Source organism: Streptomyces zagrosensis (genome assembly GCF_014203645.1).
In the GTDB taxonomy this organism is placed as follows: domain Bacteria; phylum Actinomycetota; class Actinomycetes; order Streptomycetales; family Streptomycetaceae; genus Streptomyces; species Streptomyces zagrosensis.
In genome coordinates, this window is the sequence record NZ_JACHJL010000008.1 from 323,727 (window position 1) to 344,293 (window position 20,567).

General features: G+C 67.4%; 16 protein-coding genes. 6 read left to right on the forward strand and 10 right to left on the reverse strand.

What is annotated here, in order from left to right; genetic code table 11:
* Positions 1-61 precede the first annotated feature (61 nt).
* The 6 genes from FHS42_RS17850 (at position 62) to FHS42_RS17870 (ending at position 8,300) form a co-directional block, all read left to right on the forward strand.
* On the forward strand, positions 62-583 hold the full coding sequence (locus FHS42_RS17850; RefSeq protein WP_184573213.1) for a DinB family protein: 522 nt from the start codon (positions 62-64) through the stop codon (positions 581-583).
* A 168-nt stretch (positions 584-751) separates the two neighbouring features.
* Positions 752-1,657 (forward strand): LysR family transcriptional regulator, encoded by a 906-nt coding sequence (locus tag FHS42_RS17855; RefSeq protein ID WP_184573214.1) that lies wholly within the window; start codon positions 752-754, stop codon positions 1,655-1,657.
* 545 nt (positions 1,658-2,202) lie between these two features.
* Positions 2,203-3,198 carry an LLM class oxidoreductase gene (locus FHS42_RS17860; RefSeq protein WP_184573215.1) on the forward strand — a complete coding sequence of 332 codons (996 nt, stop codon included), beginning with the start codon at positions 2,203-2,205 and terminating at the stop codon, positions 3,196-3,198.
* A 370-nt stretch (positions 3,199-3,568) separates the two neighbouring features.
* Entirely contained in the window at positions 3,569-5,029 is a 1,461-nt protein-coding gene (locus FHS42_RS17865) for a pyridoxal phosphate-dependent decarboxylase family protein (RefSeq protein ID WP_184573216.1), read from the forward strand.
* Between the two features lie 366 nt (positions 5,030-5,395).
* Positions 5,396-5,530 carry an LPFR motif small protein gene (locus FHS42_RS38245; protein ID WP_312866928.1) on the forward strand — a complete coding sequence of 45 codons (135 nt, stop codon included), beginning with the start codon at positions 5,396-5,398 and terminating at the stop codon, positions 5,528-5,530.
* 334 nt (positions 5,531-5,864) lie between these two features.
* Positions 5,865-8,300, forward strand: a complete 2,436-nt coding sequence (locus FHS42_RS17870) for a Tex family protein (RefSeq protein ID WP_184573217.1) — start codon at positions 5,865-5,867, stop codon at positions 8,298-8,300.
* 351 nt (positions 8,301-8,651) lie between these two features.
* Here the strand turns inward: FHS42_RS17870 and FHS42_RS17875 are convergent, their stop codons facing one another.
* The 10 genes from FHS42_RS17875 to FHS42_RS38660 all read right to left on the reverse strand — a co-directional run bounded on the left by FHS42_RS17875 (position 8,652) and on the right by FHS42_RS38660 (position 20,544).
* Positions 8,652-9,659, reverse strand: a complete 1,008-nt coding sequence (locus FHS42_RS17875) for an SMP-30/gluconolactonase/LRE family protein (protein WP_184573218.1) — start codon at positions 9,657-9,659, stop codon at positions 8,652-8,654.
* Between the two features lie 402 nt (positions 9,660-10,061).
* Positions 10,062-12,275: an MMPL family transporter gene (locus tag FHS42_RS17880; protein WP_184573219.1), complete on the reverse strand. Its 2,214-nt coding sequence runs from the start codon at positions 12,273-12,275 to the stop codon at positions 10,062-10,064.
* Between the two features lie 243 nt (positions 12,276-12,518).
* Positions 12,519-12,770, reverse strand: a complete 252-nt coding sequence (locus FHS42_RS17885; protein ID WP_184573220.1) for a hypothetical protein — start codon at positions 12,768-12,770, stop codon at positions 12,519-12,521.
* Positions 12,771-13,190: 420 nt separating this feature from the next.
* A complete protein-coding gene (locus FHS42_RS17890) occupies positions 13,191-14,459 on the reverse strand; it encodes an ATP-grasp domain-containing protein (protein WP_184573221.1) in 1,269 nt (422 codons plus the stop codon).
* Positions 14,460-14,462: 3 nt separating this feature from the next.
* Positions 14,463-15,863: an MFS transporter gene (locus FHS42_RS17895; RefSeq protein ID WP_184573222.1), complete on the reverse strand. Its 1,401-nt coding sequence runs from the start codon at positions 15,861-15,863 to the stop codon at positions 14,463-14,465.
* A gap of 333 nt (positions 15,864-16,196) precedes the next feature.
* A complete protein-coding gene (locus FHS42_RS17900) occupies positions 16,197-16,952 on the reverse strand; it encodes a thioesterase II family protein (RefSeq protein ID WP_184573223.1) in 756 nt (251 codons plus the stop codon).
* Positions 16,953-17,111: 159 nt separating this feature from the next.
* Entirely contained in the window at positions 17,112-18,182 is a 1,071-nt protein-coding gene (locus FHS42_RS17905) for an HAD-IIIC family phosphatase (RefSeq protein ID WP_184573224.1), read from the reverse strand.
* Entirely contained in the window at positions 18,179-19,354 is a 1,176-nt protein-coding gene (locus FHS42_RS17910; RefSeq protein WP_184573225.1) for an acyl-CoA dehydrogenase family protein, read from the reverse strand. The genes FHS42_RS17905 and FHS42_RS17910 overlap by 4 nt, the downstream gene beginning before the upstream one ends.
* 10 nt (positions 19,355-19,364) lie before the next feature.
* Positions 19,365-19,625, reverse strand: coding sequence for a phosphopantetheine-binding protein (locus tag FHS42_RS17915; protein WP_184573226.1), 261 nt, complete (start codon positions 19,623-19,625; stop codon positions 19,365-19,367).
* A gap of 13 nt (positions 19,626-19,638) precedes the next feature.
* Positions 19,639-20,544 (reverse strand): 3-hydroxyacyl-CoA dehydrogenase family protein, encoded by a 906-nt coding sequence (locus FHS42_RS38660; RefSeq protein WP_184573227.1) that lies wholly within the window; start codon positions 20,542-20,544, stop codon positions 19,639-19,641.
* Positions 20,545-20,567 lie beyond the last annotated feature (23 nt).

Consider the following 20,567-nt stretch of genomic DNA (forward strand, 5'->3'; position numbering starts at 1 on the left):
CGTCTTCCGCACCACACATCCGCTGCGGACACAGCGAACCAACTACATCCCAAGGATTCCCATGTCGCTACACGTTCCCATTGCTCACGCTGCGAAAGCGCGCGTGATTCCCGCTCACCAACTGAGTGAAAAGGATATGTTGTGGGCATTCCTTGAATTTGCCAGGGCGACGGTGATCGCGAAGGTGGCCGGTCTTGGAGACCAGGAACTGAGGCAACCGCATGTCCCGTCCGGGATCTCGCTGGGCGGTATTCTCAAGCATTTGGTGACCGGTGAGAACCACTGGTTCGCCAATGTTCTGGGCGGACGTGAACTTCCCATGCCGTTCAGCGTAAACGCGCCTGACGGCGACTGGTGGTTGGACGCCGAAGAAGGACCGGAACAGCTGGTGACCTCTTATCAAGCCGCCTGCAACACCAGTAACACCGTCATTGCCTCGCTGCCACTGGACAGCACAGGCAAGCAGCGGGACAGCGACTACACACTGCGCTGGGCACTGTGTCACCTCATCGCGGAGACGAACCGGCATGCGGGACACGCGGATCTACTCCGCGAGCTGACTGACGGCGCTCGCGGCTGGTAATCCGTCCTTGGGGACGTCCGCGCTCCACCGAGCAGTCGCGCACCGCTTCGGCGCCGGCCCGCTGGTCAGCGCGGCTCATCGGGCCTGTGGTCGGGCCCTTCGCCGTTGCCACGGGGGCTGGCCGGGCTGATCAAGGGGCGTGGCGTGCGCGATGTACAGTCATCGCTCATGACAGTTGACCTACGGCAGTTCCGCTACTTCATAGGCGTCGCCGAGGAAGGCAACTTCACCAGGGCGTCCGGTCGGCTCAACGTCGCCCAGCCGTCTCTTTCCCGACAGGTGCAGCAACTCGAACGCGAACTCGGCCTGCAACTACTGATTCGGCACCCGCACGGCGTCTCCCTGAGCGCAGCGGGTGCCGAATTCCTGGTGCACGCGCGTGCCGCCGTAGAGGCCTTCGATGCCGCGGTCAATGCTGCCAGGCTCGCCAGTGAGGGCAAGAGCGGTCATCTCACGGTGGGCTTTGTGGTGGCCGCCGGACTCGAATACGTGCCGATCATTCTGCAAACGTTCCGTAAGCAAGTTCCCGATGTCAAGGTCGAGGTGCGGGAGTTCAACTTCACCGACACCTCAGCCGGCTTGGCGGATCAGGTCACGGATGCCGCTTTCGTGCGGCTCCCGATCGACACGGTCGGCCTCGAACATGTCGTGCTAGCCCACGAAGAGTTGGTCGCCGCCATGCCGATCAATCACCGGTTCGCGCAGAATGACGAGATCAGCGTCGCCGACCTGCTCGACGAACCGCTCATCACCTCGCCCGTCGCCGGGTCGTGGCGAGACTTCTGGTTGTTCAACGACCGGCGAGCTGGCCGCCCCGCGGTCATCGGCGCCGAAGCCAGCACGTTCGAAAGCGAGTTGCAGGCCGTCGCGGCAGGACACGGCATCAGCATCACCACCGAGGGCGCGCGCCGCTTCTACAACCGGCCAGACCTGGCGTTCGTCAACATCAGCGACGCCCCGGTGTCCACCATCGCCCTCGCCTGGCGCTCGGACAGCGTCTCTCCCGCGCTGCGACGATTCGTCACCGTCGCCCAGGAGGCCATCGGCCCGGCCGCGGCGCATCGGCGCCGATAAGCCAAGGTTTACGAAGCCGCCCAGGGTTTTCGAAGCCACCGAGCGCCGCGTCGTGACCGACAGCGGGTGAGCGTGCGCCAAGAGCGCGCAGGGGCCGCGGCGCCCGGGTGCCGGTGCTGCCGCGGCCAACCCTCCCCACGGCGCCGCATGGCGCTGAGTGAGGAGCGGGCAGCGGCCCTGTGGCCCACCGTCAACGGCGTCTTCGGCGCGTTCCATGGGGACGACGTAGATCTCCTGCGCGGAGCCATCGACGGAGCGGTCGGCGGGCAGGCTCGCCGGCCACCTCATCGCCACCTCGGCCGTTTTTCGCGCTGTACCTCAGCAAAGCTCAACGAAGCTCAACGAATGCACCACCATCGGAATTCATATCGACGGCTACCACCGATCGCTAAGCCAGTTTACCTTCGCCCCGAGCGCATGCGAAATACGCTGCGCGTATTGCCTCATGCCAAAACGCTATACCGAACTGCCTGGAATTTCGGTGAAGAGTGTCTGGTAGCTTCGCGGTAAGACAAACGCTGTACCGGGAAGTAGGTGCATTCGGGATGGGTTTACTAGACGAGCATCCGGGCTTTCGGAAGATGTTCGCTCCCGGCCAGTTGACGGTCGGTCTGTTCTTGCCGCTGTGGCCCTATACCGGAGACATGTCCGCAATGGCGGGCCAGGGCGGTGCGGTGCGGCTTGCCGACCAATCCGGGTTCGCGGCCATTTGGGTGCGGGACGTTCCGCTGTTCGACCCGGGGTTCGGTGACGTCGGGCAGGTCTTCGACCCGTGGACCTATCTGGCGTGGCTGGCCGCTCAGACGCGTAACGCCACACTGGCCGCAGGCAGCGCGATCTTCACCCTGCGGCACCCGATCGACCTGGCGAAGCAGGCGGCGTCGATCGACCAGTTGTCGGGAGGTCGGTTGGTGCTGGGCGCGGCCTCCGGTGACCGGCCGGTGGAATTCCCGGCATACGGCATCGACTTCGCGTCTCGGGGCGAGCGCTACCGGCAAGCCGTGGACATGTTCCGTACGCTCTTGGAGACGGTGCAGCCCACCGTGTCCTCCCCGCTCGGTCAGATGCAGGGCCCGGACCTTCTCCCCAAGCCGGTCAGCCGGCGCGTTCCGTTGCTGGTCACCGGCTCCTCTCAGCAGACGCCGCAGTGGATCGCGGACCACGCGGATGGCTGGCTGGTGTATCCCGGGGGCACGGCGACGCCTGAGGGCCCTCGCGCGCTCGGGGCGAAGGCCGCCGCCTGGCGCAAGCTGATCCCCGACGGGCAGTTCAAGCCGGTCGCTACCAACGAGTGGATCGACCTGGTCGAGGACCGGCACCACCGACCGACCCCGCTGCGCGGTGGTTTTGTGCTGCGGACCGGGACCGATGGGCTGGTGGAGCTGTTGCGGCGCTGGCAGGAGGCCGGGGTCAATCACGCGGCGCTCGGTGTGCAGCACGGCCAGCGTCCGGCCGCGGAGGTGGTGGCCCAGTTGGCCGAGGAAGTGGTGCCGCACTTCCCGGCCCTGTCCGGGCCGCTGCCGAGGGACTCGGCATGGTGATGGTGCGATGAGCCGTGGTAGCGAGGATCTGCCCGCTGTTGTCGGACCGTTGGCGTTGGGCGGTTACGGCAATGGCGCAATGGCCGTGTGTGCATTCGCCAGCACGGCCGCAGGCCTGTTCGGTCCGCTGGATATGCCGGGGATGCCGACCGCATCTCGCGACAAAGCGTCAGCCACGGCGGCAACATCGCGCGCGTATGCCGCGGTTAAGCCCCATCGCCATCGATGTGCCTCAGTTCGGCATCCCGGTGCAGCGGCGGCGCGCGGTTGTAGTTTGCGGTGCGCGGGAGACTCCCCAAGCGGCTTTAGCGGCCCCTCGAAAAACTCTTGACATGGTGGGTGAGTGATGACTTTCGATGCTTCTGCCGACATGACACACGCAAGGCCCGTCGAGCCGAGTCCATTGGATATTTCCTCGCAGCAGGTGGAAAACCTGCTGCACACCGCCGTTACTCTGGTGCGCAAGCATGCGGGGAGTGTGGCTGAAGGGCCGGTGGCACCCAAGTCGTTCGACAGCGACGAGATACGCACCTGGCTCGGTAGCTATGACTTCACTGCCGGCAACGCCGCCGATGAGGTGCTCGCCGACGTCGCTGCCGGGTTGGCACGGTGGGGTGTCCACACCACGCATCCCCGCTACTTCGGATTGTTCAATCCGACGCCCACCTGGTGGGGCGTTGCCGGTGAGCTCCTGACCGCGGCGTTCAATCCGCAACTCGCCGCGTACAGCCATGCGCCCGCGGCGGTGGAGATCGAACAACACGTACTGCGTTACCTGGCAGCCAGGCTCGGGCTGCCCTCCTCGGTGGCCGGTAGCTTCACCACCGGCGGCGCCGAGGCGAATCTGAGCGCGGTGGTAGTGGCGCTCACTCGGGCCTTCCCTGACTACGCCGACCGCGGTCTGGCCGCCGCGCCTGGTCCGCCCGTGCTGTACGCGTCGGCGGAATGCCATCTGGCCTGGTTGAAGATCGCGCACATGACCGGCCTCGGCCGCGACGCGGTGCGCTTGGTTCCCGTCGATAGCAGTTACCGCATGGACATCAGCGAACTCCGCAGGCTCTACGCGGAGGATGTCGCCGCCGGGCGGGTGCCCTTCTTGCTGATCGGCACGTCCGGCACCACTGGTGGCGGCGCGCTCGACCCGCTACCCGAGTTGGCCTCCTGCGCGGCCGAGTGGGGACTGCACCTGCACGTCGATGCGGCATGGGCGGGAGCCGTCGCCTTCTCGGACCGGTTGCGGCCGTTGCTGGCCGGGGTGGAATCCGCGGACAGTGTCACCGTGGACGCGCACAAATGGATGTCCGCGCCGATGGGCGCCGGCATGTTCCTGAGTAGGCATCCGCAGGCGGTCGCGGAAAGTTTCCGCGTCAGCACCTCCTACATGCCCGCGGATACGGTCGGCAGTGACCCGTACACCAACAGCATGCAGTGGTCGCGCAGGCTGATCGGGCTCAAGGTCTTCATCGGACTGGCCGTGACGGGCCAGGCCGGTTACGGGACGCAGGTGGAACGCGACAGCGCCCTGGGCGAACTGGTGGCCCAGCGGACGGCCGAGCGCGGCTGGCGACGGATCAACGACACTCCCCTGCCTGTGGTGTGCGTGGTGGATGAGGCTGCGGATGTCCTTAGCCCGGCGGCGAGTTGGGCCTGGCACTGTGCCGTTGCGGCCAACGTGGTCGAGAGCGGGCAGGCGTGGCTCAGCCCCGTGCGACTGGCCGGGCGCGCCGCGCTGCGCGTGTGCATCACCAGCTACCGCACCGGAGTGGCCGATGTGGCCGCTTTGGTGGATGAGTTGGACAAGGCGCGTGCCAGGGTCGGGGCGCCGGCCTAGGGGCAACCGGGCGGCGGCGCGGCGGGCGACCGTCGCCGAACGCGTCTCGGCCTCGCAGCGCGGGGGTTCAACGCGAGGCCGCCCGACGCTCGTCCACCGTCTGACGCTCGGGTGTGCGGATGACGCTCGGGTGTGCGGGCGCCGGTGGCACGCCGGCTAGCCGGCGCAGCATGGAGCGCGTTGCATGGGCCAGCCGGAAGAAAAACGACAAGACAGAAGAAACTCATACATACGGCAGCTCGAAAACGCAGAAAAGAGAAGCGAAGCTGCCAAGGCAGTTTACGGACGAGGGTCGGGGTTACCCGATGTCACGAGCCGACGGAACGCCCCGGTCGGCGCACCGTGGGCACAGACAAGGAGGACTCCGTGTTCCGTGCCATTGCAGATGTTCTGCGTACCATCGGCGGCACTCTCGCCGCCGTGGTGACGCTCCCCTTCCGTGCGCTTGCTCGGCTCTTCGGCGGGGCGTCACGCGGCGGCTCACGCCGCCACAGGGTATGAGCGCGCGTCGGTGGGTGACGTCCTAACCCCGCCCGCGTGGTGCGATTCCCACGTGCCTAATCCGCAGCCGCCCGGCCCCTGTGCCGGGCGGCTGCGGCGCGTGCGGCCCATCGCATCGTCGTGGCCACGCAGCTATGGACCATCTCCGCCACCGCCACCAGCTGCCGTCCACCGCCGCCAGCTGCCGTCCCGCGGCGCGGCGGCGGGCCCTGGCATTCACGGCGCGCGGCGCCCGTGGGAGAGGGACGCCGCCGTACCGGTCCGTTGTCGTCGCTCTGTCACACCCACCTGCCACAATGCAGGTCGCGGTGCAGACAGAAAGCGGAGCGTGATCGTGACGACGTCCATCGAAGGCCGGATCGCCGAAGAGCTGGGAGTGCGGGAGCGGCAGGTGAAGGCCGCCGTCGAGCTGCTCGACAGCGGTTCGACCGTGCCGTTCATCGCGCGCTACCGCAAGGAGGTCACCGAAATGCTCGACGACGTGCAACTGCGCGCCGTCGAGGAGCGACTGCGATATCTGCGGGAGCTCACGGAACGGCGGGCCACGATCTTGGAGTCGGTCCGCTCCCAGGGCAAGCTCGACGCGGAGGTGGAGGCGCGCATTATGGCCGCCGACTCCAAGGCGCGACTTGAGGACGTCTACCTCCCGTTCAAGCCAAAGCGGCGCACCAAGGCGCAGATCGCCCGGGAGGCAGGGCTCGAACCGCTGGCCGATGGGCTGCTGAGCGACCCCTCGGTGGAACCGAGCGCCGCAGCGGCGGCGTTCGTGGATGCCGAGCGCGGGATCGCCGACTCGGCGGCTGCCCTTGATGGTGCGCGGGCCATCCTCACCGAGCGGTTCGGGGAGGACGCCGACTTGATCGGCGAGTTGCGCGAGCGGATGTGGCAGCGCGGGCAGCTCGCGGCGAAGGTCCGAGAGGGCAAGGAGGAGGCGGGCGCGAAGTTCGCCGACTACTTCGACTTCGCCGAGCCGTTCACGGAGTTGCCCTCGCACCGGGTGCTGGCCATGTTCCGGGCCGAGAAGGAGGAGATCCTCGATCTGGCCCTGGAGCCGGAGGAGCCCCCAACCGAGACCGGGCCCACCGCGTACGAGCAGGCCATTGCCCGCCGCTTCGGAATCGCTGACCGTGGCAGGCCGGCCGACCGTTGGCTAGCGGACACAGTGCGCTGGGCGTGGCGCACCCGGGTCCAGGTGCACCTGGGCATCGACCTGCGGCTACGGCTGCGGCAAGCCGCCGAGGACGAGGCGGTACGGGTGTTCGCGTCGAATTTGCGCGATCTGCTGCTGGCCGCCCCGGCGGGTACGCGGGCCACGATGGGCCTTGACCCCGGTTTCCGTACGGGCGTGAAGGTAGCCGTCGTGGACGCCACCGGGAAGGTCGCCGCGACGGAAACGATCTACCCGCACGTGCCGCAGCAAAAGTGGGACGCCTCGCTGGCCACGCTCGCTCGGTTGGCCAAGGAGCACCAGGTCGAGCTGATCGCCATCGGCAACGGCACGGCTTCGCGGGAGACCGACAAGCTGGCGGCCGAGTTGTGCGGCAACCATCCCGAGCTGCGGCTGACCAAGGTGATGGTCTCCGAGGCGGGCGCCTCGGTGTACTCGGCGTCCGCGTTCGCCTCGCAGGAACTGCCGGACATGGATGTCTCCCTGCGCGGCGCGGTGTCGATCGCGCGACGGCTTCAGGACCCGCTCGCCGAGCTCGTCAAGATCGATCCCAAGTCCATCGGCGTCGGTCAGTACCAGCACGACCTGTCCGAGGTGAAGCTTTCGCGCTCGCTGGACGCGGTGGTCGAGGACTGTGTGAACGGCGTGGGTGTGGACGTCAATACGGCCTCGGCGCCCCTGCTCGGCCGGGTCTCGGGCATCAGCACGGGGCTCGCCGAGAACATCGTGGCGCATCGCGACGTCAACGGCCCGTTCCGCAACCGCAAGGTACTCAAGGACGTGGCCAGGCTCGGCCCCAAGGCGTACGAACAGTGCGCGGGCTTCCTTCGCATCCAGGGCGGCGATGACCCGCTGGACGCCTCCAGCGTGCACCCCGAGGCGTATCCGGTGGTGCGCCGGATGGTGGCCACGGCCGGCAGTGATGTCGGTTCGTTGATCGGCAACACGGCTGTGCTGCGCCAACTGGACCCGGCGCACTTCGTGGACGAGTCCTTCGGGCTGCCGACCGTCACCGACATTCTCAAGGAGTTGGACAAGCCCGGCCGTGACCCGCGGCCCGCGTTCAAGACCGCCACGTTCAAGGACGGCGTCGAGAAGCTGGGTGATCTTTCGGCGGGGATGCTCCTTGAGGGAGTGGTGACCAATGTGGCCGCGTTCGGCGCCTTCGTGGATGTCGGGGTGCATCAAGACGGCCTGGTGCATGTCTCGGCGATGTCGAAGACGTTCGTGAAGGACCCGCGCGATGTGGTCAAGCCCGGCGACGTCGTGCGGGTCAAGGTGCTCGACGTGGACATCCCGCGCAAGCGGATCTCCCTCACGCTGCGATTGGACGACGAGCCGGTGCCCGCGGCCGGCGGCGGGCGGGACGGCGAGCGAGCCGAGCGCGGCGGCGGGCGGCGCGGCGCGCCCCAGCAACGACAGCGCACTCCGGGCGGCGGCCAGGGCTCGGGCGCTGGGAGCGGTCAGAGCGCAGGCGCAGGAGGCGGCCAGCGCTCCGGCGGTGGCCAGCGCTCGGCCAGTCGCCGGGACGCCACCCCAGCCACCGGTGCGATGGCCGACGCGCTGCGCCGTGCGGGCCTTGGCGACCCGGGGCGCAGCTGAGCTCCCGCCCCCGGGTGAGTGCTTGAGTATCGCGACAGGGTGCGCGACCCAAGCGGCAGACTCAGCAGGTCGCGAGCCGCGGAAGCCGCGGAGCCATGAACATGAGCCATAAACATCGGGGGCCCGGGAGAGGGAGCGGTGCCCGTACGGTCGGGGCTTGTTCCGCAGGGAGCAAGCCCCGACCGTACGGTGGGCCGGCCGGTGGGCGCGGTGCGCCGCCGCGCGGGGGCCGTGGGACCACACGCCACGCGCGGGCCAAAAGGCCATGAGGCGCGCGCAGTTCACGGGTCCGCTGCCGCGCGCGGCAGCGCCGGGCCGACGGCGGTAGCGGGGCCCGAAGCCGGACAGCGGCTAGCGCCCGGTCCCGCCTGCGTTCATGCGCCACTTCGTCGCGTACGCGGTGACGGCTTGCGGTGCCGCGGCCTTAGCCTGCGCGCTGGTCCCGCCGATGCGCGGAGCGCCCGTCACCGCCACCACCAGGGAGTACACACTGGGTCCCGCGGTGATGAAGAGTCGGTTGTTCTTCGGTCCTCCGAAGGCGAAATTGGACGCGGTTCGCGGGATGATGATGCGGCCAATCAACGTCCCGTCCGGGGCGTAGCAGTGCAGTCCACCGCCGCCAGCTGCGACCCACAGGCGGCCTTCGTCATCAAAGTGGACGCTGTCGAACTGGCATTTTTCGAGCGGGGCTTCGGCGAAGATTTTGCCCTCGCTCGGCTTACCGTCATCGCACAGGTCGTAGACGCGTATCTGGCCCGCGACGGTGTCGGCGACGTAGAACTGACTCTCATCCAGGGAAAAACACAGACCGTTCGGGGTGAGAAAGCCATCTGCCATCACACGAGCCTTGCCCGTTTTCGGGTCTACCCGGTAGACGTTGCTGGCACCGATCTCACTCTCGCCGCGGTTTCCCTCATAGTCACTGAGGATGCCGAAAATGGGGTCGGAGAACCAGATTGAACCGTCGGAGTGCACCACCACATCGTTCGGGCTGTTGAATCGCTTGCCGGCAAAGCGGTCGGCGATGACGGTCACCGAGCCGTCGTGCTCGGTACGGGTGACACGACGGTTGCCCTGCTCGCAGGTGATCAGGCGGCCCTCACGGTCGAGGGTATTGCCATTGCTGTTGCCTGACGGGGTCCGGAAGACGCCGATGGTGCCGGTCGGCTCGTCCCAGCGCAGGATTCTGTCGTTGGATACGTCGCTGAAGATGACCTGCCGCCACGCCGGCACGTAGAGCGGTCCCTCGGACCAGCGCGCCCCGTCATACAGCAGTTCTAACCGCATGTCGCCGTTGGCGGGTATAAGAAATCGCTCGTCCAGGATTTCATAAATTTCGGAGCGCGAATCAAATGCCATGGTTCTCCCCTACCGGGCTCACATAATTCCACATTTACGCCACCGCATATTTACCGGACCGCACACCGCAACCGCAAGGGCTAGGGAGGCTTCAGGGATACCCGTCATCGAGATGAGCTCAAAAAGCGGACCCCGCGATTCCAAAAGCAGAGCGGATTTGACCATTCCACAGAAGAACGGAGCCCGCCATTCTGAAGCGGTAAAGGCCGCCTTCGCCCCGTCGAGAGCCGAGCGCGCGGAGCCCAGCGCCCGGAGTCCAGAACCCCGCAGCCCCGCAGCCCCAGCGGCCCAGCGGCCCAGCAAACGGATGCGTAACAGATGCAGCAAACGGGCGGCGACCATCCCCTGCCCGAGGTGGTCGCCGCCCTTGAGCCGTGGATGCGGCGGTACGCGAGGGGTCAGCTACGCGCGCGGCGCCATTCGCTGTTCCTCCGCCATGCTGTGGCTCTCCGGCTGTGGCCGACGCAACTTGGCACCCTCGATGTCGAGGTTGGGCAGCATCCGATCCAGCCACCTGGGCAGCCACCAGGCGCCCTTGCCGACCAGCACCAGCAGGGCCGGCACCAGGGTCATCCGGACGAGGAAGGCGTCTACCATAATGCCGAACGCGAGCCCGAAGGCGATGGGCTTGAGCGTGAGGTCCTCTGCGGTCACAAAGCTCGCGAACACGGAGAACATGATCAGCGCAGCGGCGGTAACGACCCGTGAGGCGTGCCGCGACCCCGCGATCACCGCCTCATGGTGACTGCCGGTGTGCACGAAGTGCTCCCGCATCCGCGCCACCAGGAAGACTTCGTAGTCCATCGCCAGCCCGAACAGCACGGCAATCAGGACGATCGGCATGAAGCTGAAGACGGGGCCGGTGGTTTTCACCCCGAACACCTCGGCGAGCCAGCCCCACTGGAAGACCGCGACGACGGCGCCGAAGGCAGCCCCCACGGAGAGCAGGAAGCCCAGGGCGGCCTTGACAGGCACCACGATCGATCGGAATACCAACAGCAGCAGGATGAGGGCGAGACCCACCACTACCCCGATGAACGGCAGTAGTGAATCGCTGAGTCGATCGGACACATCGATCGCGGCGGCCGTGGACCCGGTGACCAAGATCCTGGCGTCCACATCGGCTGCCATCTTCGGCGTGACGGCGCGGATATCGCGGACGAGTTGTTCCGTCTTTTCATCACGCGGCCCGGCCTTCGGGACGACGGTGACGATCGCCGTGTGACCATCGGTGCCGAAATCCGGGGGGCGCACGTCGAGGACCTGCGGCAGGTTCATTTCCTTGAGCTCGGTGACGACCTGCTCGGCAGCGGGCTTGGGGTCGCCTCCCTGGCGCTGGACGAGCACGAGCAGCCGGCCGTTGTTGCCGGGCCCGAATGCCGAGGAGATGTGGTCGTACGCCTTGCGCTGGGTGGTTTCCGGTGCCGCGGTGCCGTTGTCGGGCATGGCGAGGGTGAGTTGGGTGGCCGGGAGCGCCACCGCGCCGATGCCGATGACGACGGTGAGTACGGTGACGAGGGGGTGGCGAGTGACCAGGCGTGCCCACCGCTCGCCGCCGGAGCGTCCCGCACCGGACGCGGCCCGCTCCCGCCGGCTGGCGCGCGAGCCGACCTTCGGGCGGACGCGCTCGCCGGCGAAGCCAAGGAGGGCCGGCAGCAGGGTGATGGCCACGGCCACCGCCATCAGCACCGTGCCCGCGGCGGCCAGCCCCATGACCGTCAGGAAGGGGATGCCCACCACGCTCAGTCCTGCCAGGGCGATGATGACGGTGAGGCCGGCATAGACAACGGCGCTGCCGGCGGTCGCGGTGGCGCGGGCCGCGGACTCTTCTGCGGCCATTCCGGTGGCCAGTTGCGACCGATGGCGAGAGAGGATGAGCAGCGCGTAGTCGATGCCAACGGCGAGCCCGACCATCAGGGCCAGGCTGGGTGCGGTGGATGACACGGTGGCGACGTTCGAGATCAGCAACAGCCCGATCAGGCCGACGGCCAGTCCGATGAGCGCCGTCAGCAGGGGCAGCCCGGCCGCGAGCAACGATCCGAAGGTGATCAGCAGGACAACGATCGCAACGGCGAGGCCGATCGCCTCTCCGATGCCCACGGCGAGCCCGGAGGTGCTGTAGATCGTGCCGCCGACCTCCGCTTCCAGGCCGCTGGTCCGCGCCGATTTGGCGATGTCCTCCAAGGCCGTGACGCTGGAGTCCTCCAGCGCATCGCGCTTGATCGGATACAGCACCTGCGCCAGGGCCGTGCGCTTGTCCTGCGAGATTTTCTTCTCATCGAACGGATTGAGCGCCTTCTCGACCTGCGGCGCCTTCCCTGCTTTCGCCACCGTTTTCTCAATGGCGGCGCGGTAGGGCGCGTCCTCAACGCTCTTGCCCTCGGGGGCGACGAAAACGAGCTGCGCCGTGACACCGGTGGAGGCCGGGAGCGACTTCTCCAGCACGTCGATGCCCGCCTGTGACTGCGAGCCGGGGATGGTGGCCTCGCTGTCCAGGTGGGAGCCGAACGTCGCCAGGCCGCCCCCCGCGATGGCTAACACCAGTAACCAGCCAGCGAGAAAGCGGCCTCGACGGCGGAACGCCGCCCGACCGAGGGAGTAAAGCAAGGTGGCCATCGGAAGGTTCCTTCAATCTAGGAGGGAAGGTCGATCAGCACGGGCCCAGCGATCGGCTCTTCCTCATCGACGTTCGGTGACGTCGGTGCTGATCGATCCCTGGATCTAGCGGGTTCGGCGGTGCTTGTCGCCGGCGCCCCCGCTTGGCGTCGTCGGCTGTCCTTCCGTCTCCGGCCTGGCGCGCGCCCCTCTCGGGTGGCACAAGGTTTACGCTGTGGTGCTAGCCGGAAGCGGACAGTCATCTTATGGGATGGCGCTCGGCGTGCTGTTACCGCTGTGGGCACGGGGGTGGAACGCGTGCGAAGGCTGTGCTTCGTGTGGTATCTCGCCCCGCACGTCGCCGCGGCCCGGATCGGCCGTGCCGGCGTAGCCGGCGCTCAGCGCTTCGGCCACCATCTGGTGGCCCGCTGTTCTCGCCAACGCCGCACCGGGTACGACAGTGCTGACCCAACTCATCGAGGCAGCGCAGCCGTTCCTGTCCACCACAGCGTTCATGCCGTTCTCACAGTTTTCTGCGCACTCCGAACGTGCCGTGTTCCGGACGTACTTGACACCGGCTTCCCGTTCCGCCACGCGGCCGGCGTCAGGCGCCGAACTCACGCCGCGTGCGGTGGGGATGGAGAGCACCAGCGACACACCTTTGGCCGCAAAGGAAACGCGGGTCGTACGGTGATGCGTGGCAGCCACTGGAAGCCCCCGGGAGCCGATGGAGTTCGACCGGACTTCCGACAGTACGGAGAAATCAATCCCCCATCGAGCCGCCAGACCCCCGACTGCGTGTGGGGAGCTCCCCCCAGGCGCATCGGGGGCTAACCCCCGTAAGTCCCTGATCTTCACGGCCACTTGATCCCTAGTCATCGCTTGGCACCGGCTGCCGGGCGGACGCTTCCCACGCCCGGAGCGGCTGAGCCCGCATCAGGAGACGTCGGCGCTGATGAGCTGCTGCCAGCCGCGACCTGTCAGGGCGTGCGGGGGCGTGTCGGTGCCGGCCAGGCGGCGCCACAGCGTGGGTGAGGCCAGCAGGCAGGCGCTTAGCGCGCCCAGGAGGAGCGCGACGGCCGGGTCGGAGCCGACCGGCAGCAGTTCCTCTCTGCTACCCGCGTACCCTCCCCGCCGGGTGATGGCCTGGAACAACTCACGCACCATGGCCCGGCGCCCTCGACCGGTCTCGGCGTGCCGCACCAACGCCATCAAGAGCATGTGGGTACGCACCCCCGCTCGGGCGGCGGGGAGCGGGCCCGGCTGTTGGCCGCAGGAGACCGCGAGCCAGCGCCGCACCAGGTCGGCGCCGGCGAGTTCCGCGTTCACCGGCTCCACTAGGCGGGGGTTGACGTCGATGTAGTGGACCAGGCCGAAGTCTTCGTCAAGCACCGCGTCCAGGGAGATAGGACCGTGCCAGGTCAGTGCTGCCCCCAGCTTGGTCAGATGCTGGACGATGTCCGGCAGCACCACCGATTCCTTGGCGGACGAGCTGCCTTGCACTCCCTCACGTCGGCGCAGCACCGCGTGGACGCCGGCCAACTCGCCCTGGTTGAACAGAGCTTGAACCATGACCACGCGACCGGGCAACTGGCGTTGGACGAGCACCTCACCGCCGGTGGCGAACGTTTCGCGTACCGCGGGTTCGGTGGCGATGCGGGCCAGTTGGGCGGGGTCTTCCGCTAGCCATACGCCCCGACTTGAGGTAGCCACCGGCACCTTGACGTAGGCGGGCAGCCGGTGGCACTCGGCGATGAGCCCGCCTTCGTCGCGTACCAGCGCGGTATCCGGCTGGGGCAGCCCCAGCGCCTCGAAGAGCCGGATAGCGGCGGCCTTGTCCTGCACCTTGCGCACCGCGTCGAAGGTAGGCACCGCGAGACCGGGCACCAGGCGGCCGAACTCCTCCCGATACCGAGCCAGCGCGGCGAGTTGCTCATGCGTGGGCAGAAGCACGTCGTAGGAGTAACGCGTCAGTACCTCGCGTAGCGCCGCCAGGTAGCGCAGTGGGTCCGCAGCGAACGGTGGGCTCTTGTGGCGCCGCTTCACCCACCGCGACAGCGCGGTGAAGGAGATGCCTCCGCTGTCCATCACCCCCACCTCGTGCCCTTGGCGTCCCAGCACGGTGAGCACCTCGCGTGCGGAGGCGCTCGATGCCTCCGTCAGCAAAATGCGGTAGCGCTGGTTCGCCGGTGCCGAATGAGCCATAAGTCATCCCCTTCGTGTCGCCATATCTCCGTTCCTTCCCTTACGCGCCATCACGCCGGGCGCCAGCGCCACGGCCCCTGCCACAAAAAACACCAAGATCGACAGCCATGCGGTGCGATAGCTCCCCGTCTGCTGGAGAACGATCCCGAAGACGGTGGGTCCCACAAAACCCAGGCACCGGTTGGCCATCTCGAAGATGCCGAAATACTCCGCTGTACGGCCCGCCGGAACGAGGCTGACGAAAACGGAGCGGGAGAGGGCGTACGTCCCACCGACCACAAAGCCGGCCGCGACGCACAGCGTCGCGAACGCCATGAACGACCGCTCCGGGATCAGCGCGCCCGTGATCACGGTGGCGCACCACACGAGCGCGAACCCGAAAAGTACGGTGCGGCCACCGATCCGCTCGGCCAGCCGACCAGCGATGACCGCTCCGGCGAACGCCACAAACTGCACCAGCAAGATCGCGGTGATCACATCGTCCTGAGCCAGTTCGAGCTGCTCCACCGCGAACGTCCCTACCAGCGAGGTGACGCTTTGCATGCCGTTGTTGTAGAGCACGAACGCCACGAGGAACCAGCTCGCACCCGGGTAGCGCCGCATCTGCCGCACCGCCGTAATCGAGGCCCGATAGGTGCTGGTGCGCGCGGGCGAGTCGGCGGCGGTCCTCGTCGGCGCGGGAGGGCTGCCATAGCCCCGTAGCAGCCACACCGACACCACGCTGAACACCAGCCACCACAGCCCGGTGGTCAACAAGATGACCCGGACCACCTGTTGTTCCGTCAGCCCCCAGTCCTCGTGCTTGGCGTACATCAGCAGATCGGCGATGAGGACAAGACCGCCGCTGAGGAACCCGGCTGCCGATCCCTGGGCCGATGTGCGGTCGCGACGGCCCGGTGGGGCCAGCACGGGGAGGTAGGTGTTGACCACCATGACCGATGCCCCCAGGGCCATGGCCGCCCCCACGTACAGCGCACCGCCCAGCACATAGTCCGTGTCCCCTATCGCGTACATGCCCGTCGCCGCGCCAGCGCCGCTGAGCGAGGTGATGCTCAACAGGACGCCCTTGTCGTAGCGCTCGGTCAGCACGGCGGCGAGGGGCAGGACGAAGACCTGGAGGAAGACCGAGAGGCCGACGAGGAACGGAAAGAAGGAACTGGCCAACACCTGTGTCCCGAAAGGATGGAGGTAGCCATCGGCGTCGGCGGCCTTCTCGCACACATCGGTGATGAACGGCCCGAAAAAGATCGAGGTCACCGAGGTGGTGAAGACCGCGTGCGCCCAGTCGTACCCGTACCAACCCCATCGCCCGCGCCGCGTTGCCCGCCAGGCGGCTTCGGGATTCTCAGGGCTCTCGGGGCTCTCCGGCGCCGGCCCGTGCGTCGTCGCACGCTGGGGCGTCACGACCGCCCCCCATGAGCTGCGGACACAGCCTGTCGGCCGTGGCGGCGGGCGCAACAACCGGGCTTAGCCGCGGGCAGGCGCTCATGTGCCTGGGTGCGCTCTGTGCTCTCCATGCTGGCCGACGCCGTCTCGGTGCGCGACGGCCGGCGGGTGCGGTGCGGAGCAGCGGGCATGGGCGGACTTCCTCCGGGAGTGTGCGGGCTCGCGCCCTGAGATCGGCGAGAGCACCTCGGCATGCCTCGCTGCCGGCCCCGAGCCCCCGATGGAGCGACCGCCGCCCAAGGAGAAAGGCGGCGGCGCAAGCGACAGCACAGGGGGCGCACCGGCGCGCTCTCAGGCGGGCAAGAGGGCCGTCATCTCCTTTACGAGGGTGCCCGCGTTGTCGTTGATGAAGAAGTGGCCTCCCGGGAACATCCGCAGGTCGAAGTGGGCACTGGTCTGGAGGGACCAGGCCGCCAGCTCGGCCTCCTCGGCCCGCGGGTCCTGTTGGCCTCCGAAGGCGGTCAGCGGGATGTTCAGCGGCTGCTCCTCCCGATAGGTGTACGTCTCGTTGATGGCGAAGTCGGCTCGTATCAGTGGCAGCAGGGAGCTCATCAGCGACTCCTCGCGCAAGACTTCGTCCGGTGTGCCGCCCATGCGAGCCAGTTCACCGATGAGCTGGGCCGTTGGCAGATCCCGTAGCGCCCTGCGGGTATCCGGAAGCTGCGGCGCTGCTCGTCCCGAGACGAACAGGTGCACGGGAAGCTGCTCGCCCTCCCGCCGCAGCCGTCGGGTGAGCTCGAAGGCGACCAGAGCGCCAAGACTGTGGCCGTACAGGGCGTACGTACCGGTGAACTGTCCGCGTAACGCGTCGGTCAGTTCATCGAGTAGGGCGTCCAGTGATGCGTGCGGCTTCTCCCGGAACCGCTCCGCCCTACCGGGCGGTTGCACCGGGCAGACGGCCGTCCCGGGCACCGCGAGTGCGCGCCATTGGGCGAAACTCGCGGCGCCTGCACCGGCGTTGGGAAAGCAGTAGAGCCTGGGGCGCGCGGCGGGTGCCGCCTCGAAGGGAAGCCATGCCTGGGCCTGGTGCGCAGTCGGTTGGTTCACAGCCGGTACCCGTTCTCCGGTCTTGAAGTGATGGTCCTTGCAGTCTTGTGCCTTTGAGCCTTGTGCCTTCGGGCCTTTTGCCTTTGGGTCTCGCGCCCTCGGACCTGGTGCCCTCGGACCTTGGCGATAGGTGAAGGGGCCTGGCGGGGGCGTGGGCGCTCAGCGCACGGTGACGGTGAGGTAGTCCGGTGGGGGCTGGATGCGCCCCAGGTCGGACCGCAGGATCACCCGGTCCCCGTCGCGCTCGACTTCCTCGAAGCCGGCGAACGCGTAGGTCACGTACATGACCCGGTTGCGGCCGGTCTCCACGAACTCGGCGCGCAACTCCGAGCTCTCCGCCTTGGCAAGCGCCATCACATGGTTGAGCAAAACCGTGCCGACGCCGCGGGCCATCACGCGGCACGACATCAGCATCATCCGCAGCTGCCAAGCCGGGCTGCCCCGCTCGACCAGGGCGAGCCCGATTTTGCCGTACTCCCCGTAGCGGTCCGTCAGATCGGCCACGAGGAGCAGATGGTTCGGGTCCTGCCGCAGGGTGTCCAGTTCCTCATAGGAGTAGGTGCGCCCGGTGGAGTTGAGCTGGTTGGTACGTACGGTCAACTCTTCGGCCCGCTGTAGGTCCTCCACCTGGGCCTCGGAGATGGTGAACTCCATGCCGAGCGTGGCGAGAAACTCCTCGCTCGTGCCCGCGTAGTCCTGCTCCGCCTCATCACGTACGACGGCGCTGCGGTACATCTCGCGGCGCAGCTTGGACTCGTCGGTGATGAACTTCGGCTGGAACTCCGGGGTCCGCAGCGCCTCGGCGAGGTGGGCGACGTCCACCGTGAGGACCGCAGGCAATTGGTGTTCTACCTCGGCCCGTTCGAACGGCTGGTCATCGACGAAGGCGATGGCGTCGAGCCCGATGTTGATGGCCTTGGCGATGTGCTCTACGGAGCCGGACTTGGGGTTCCAGTTGATTTGGGGGTAGAGGAAGTAGTCCGCCAGGTTCTCTTCTTTGAGTTTTTGTAGGGCGGCTTCGTGGTCGTTGCGGCTGGCGATGGAGTGCAGGATGCCGAGGCTGTCAAGACGGCGGATCTCCTCGACGACTTCGGGGCGCACCGTGACGCGGCCATCCTCCAGGAGGACGCCGTCCCACAGGGTGTTGTCCAGGTCCCACACCACGCACTTGATACGGCCCTGCTGGGGCTTGGTGGCAGGGGTGCTCTGGATGGGCTGGGCGCTGCTCATCTGGCCACCTCCCGATAGGCCTCGTCCGCGATCGTGATTTGCTGCAACTCCGTGCTCCCCTCGATGATTTCGGCGACCTTGGCGTCTCGGTAGAGCCGGGCCACCGGGTAGTCGCTGACGAAGCCGTTGGCGCCGTGGATCTGTACCGCGTCGCTGGCCGCGGCGGTCGCGGCGGTGGACGCGTGGTACTTGGCCACCCAGGTGGCCATGATCGTCGCCGGGTCGTCGGTGTCCTTGAGTCGGCCGGCCTCCGCGCACAGCAATCGGGCGGCGCGGCTGCTGACGACCATGTCGGAGATCTTTCGCCGGATGAGCTGGAGCTCGGACAGCCGGCCGTCGCGAACCCGGCGTTTGGAGGTGTAGGCAACGCAGGCGTCCAGGCACGCCTGGACGACACCGACGCACCCGCAGGCCACGCTGTATCGGCCCAGGTCCAGTGCCCCGGTCATGACCGTGCCCGCAGCCCAGCCGGGCGGACCGATCAGCGCGTCAGGGCCGACGTGCACCTCGCGCAACACGATTTCGGCGAGCATGCTCGCCCGGGTGCCCATCACCGCGTTGAGCGGGGAGATCCGGACCCCTGGGGTGTCGGCGGGGACCAAGAACGCGCTCATCCCCGCTTCGGTGCGAGCGAACACCAGGAGTAGGCCGGCTACTTGGCCGGCGGTCATCCATTTTTTGTGGCCGTTGAGAATCCAACCGGAGTCGGCTGGTTGGGCCACCGTGCCCATGGCCGCCGCGTCGCTTCCGCTGTCCGGCTCGGTGAGGCAGAAGGCGCCGATGAGTTCACCGGTCGCCAAGCGGGGCAACCAGCGGGCTTGCTGTTCGGCGCTGCCCCAGCGCTGAACCGTCCAGGTGACCATGGTGTGGACGGTCAGAAAGCTGCGTACCGAGGAGCAGCCGCGGCCGATCTCCTCGTGCACCTGGCCGATGCCGGTCCAGTCCATGCCGCTGCCACCGTCATCGGGCGGCAAGAACGGTGCCCACAGGCCGAGTTCGCCGATGCGGGTGAGCAGTTCCGATGGCAATTGCTCGGCCTGGTCCCAGGCATCGGCGAACGGGGCGATTTCGGTATCGACAAAGGCACGGATCTTGTCAAGGCCGGCGGTTTCCTTACGCCCCGGGTACTGGGCGTGCCGGGAGCGCCCCGGGTCAGTGGCGGGGACAGTCATGAGCTTCTCCTCAGCCGGTCGATATCTGGGCATCGCTGGAGAGCCGCTCCACCAGCTTCGCCATCGAGTCGATCGTGCGGAAGCTGTCCAGGCGCAGCTCCTGGTTGGGCACCCGAAGGCTGAAGGTCTTCTCAATGAACATGACCAGTTGCATGGCGAACAGGGAGTTGACGAAGCCGAGTTCGAAGATGTCCTCGTCGTCCTTGAGGGCAAGGTCGGGGAAGTTGCCGGTGATGAAGTCGCGGATGGTGGCGCGTACGTCCTCGGACATGGTGGGGCACTCCTCAAGGGGTCGAGGTCACGGGGGATTTGCTGCTGCCGTTGCTGCTCGGCGTGGTGGTCGCGAAGCGGCCGTAGGTGTAGAAGCCCTCGCCGGACTTGCGGCCGTGCAGACCGGCGTCGGTCATCTTCTTGAGCAGTGGGCAGGGCCGGTACTTGCTGTCGGCGAAGTGCTCGTACAGCACGTCGATGCTGTACAGGATCGTGTCGATGCCGATGAGATCGGCGGTCTCCAGCGGGCCCATCGGGTGCCCGAAGCAGCTGCGAAAGACCTCGTCCACGGTTTCGGCCGTGGCCACCCCCTCGTACACCAGGAAGGCGGCCTCGTTCACGGTGAGCATCAACACCCGGTTCGAGACGAATCCACAGGCGTCGTTGACCTCGATGGCCTTTTTGTCCATGGAGTGCAGGAGTGCGCGCACCCGCTCCAGGGCTGCGGTGTCCGTGTGGTGGCCGGGGATCAGCTCCACGGCCGGCTTCATCGGCACGGGGTTCATGAAGTGGACGCCGACGAACTGCCGGGGGCGCGTGGTCAGGGATGCCAGCCGGGTGATCGGGATCGCCGATGTGTTGGCGACGAACACGGCGGAGGGCTGAACGATCGTGTCCAGTTCCTGGTAGAGGGACCGCTTCAGGTCCCAGTTCTCGGTGATGTTCTCGATCACGATCTCGGTGTCGGCCAGCAGCGCGAGATCGGTGCCGGACTCGATGCGGGCAAGTACCTGTGCCGCGTCGATCTCGGGGCCGCCCAGCATCCGGCTCATCCGACAGTTCGTCTCGACGGTGCCAAGTGCGCGTTCGACCGCGTCGGGATGGATGTCCACGAGCGCGACCGTATGGCCGACCTGCGCCAAGTTTTGTGCCACTCCGGCGCCCATGACTCCGGCGCCGACGACTCCGACGTGTGTCACCGCGGTGCTCCTTCTTTGGTTAC

Bases quoted from the DNA above. Each gene is read 5' to 3' on its own strand.
- FHS42_RS17860 (WP_184573215.1), top strand. From the start codon at position 2,203: ATGGGTTTACTAGACGAGCATCCGGGCTTTCGGAAGATGTTCGCTCCC.
- FHS42_RS17865 (WP_184573216.1), top strand. From the start codon at position 3,569: ATGACACACGCAAGGCCCGTCGAGCCGAGTCCATTGGATATTTCCTCG.
- FHS42_RS17890 (WP_184573221.1), bottom strand. From the start codon at position 14,459: ATGGCTCATTCGGCACCGGCGAACCAGCGCTACCGCATTTTGCTGACG.
- FHS42_RS17915 (WP_184573226.1), bottom strand. From the start codon at position 19,625: ATGTCCGAGGACGTACGCGCCACCATCCGCGACTTCATCACCGGCAAC.
- FHS42_RS17905 (WP_184573224.1), bottom strand. From the start codon at position 18,182: ATGAGCAGCGCCCAGCCCATCCAGAGCACCCCTGCCACCAAGCCCCAG.
- FHS42_RS17855 (WP_184573214.1), top strand. From the start codon at position 752: ATGACAGTTGACCTACGGCAGTTCCGCTACTTCATAGGCGTCGCCGAG.
- FHS42_RS17880 (WP_184573219.1), bottom strand. From the start codon at position 12,275: ATGGCCACCTTGCTTTACTCCCTCGGTCGGGCGGCGTTCCGCCGTCGA.
- FHS42_RS17910 (WP_184573225.1), bottom strand. From the start codon at position 19,354: ATGACTGTCCCCGCCACTGACCCGGGGCGCTCCCGGCACGCCCAGTAC.
- FHS42_RS17850 (WP_184573213.1), top strand. From the start codon at position 62: ATGTCGCTACACGTTCCCATTGCTCACGCTGCGAAAGCGCGCGTGATT.
- FHS42_RS17875 (WP_184573218.1), bottom strand. From the start codon at position 9,659: ATGGCATTTGATTCGCGCTCCGAAATTTATGAAATCCTGGACGAGCGA.
- FHS42_RS17885 (WP_184573220.1), bottom strand. From the start codon at position 12,770: ATGAACGCTGTGGTGGACAGGAACGGCTGCGCTGCCTCGATGAGTTGG.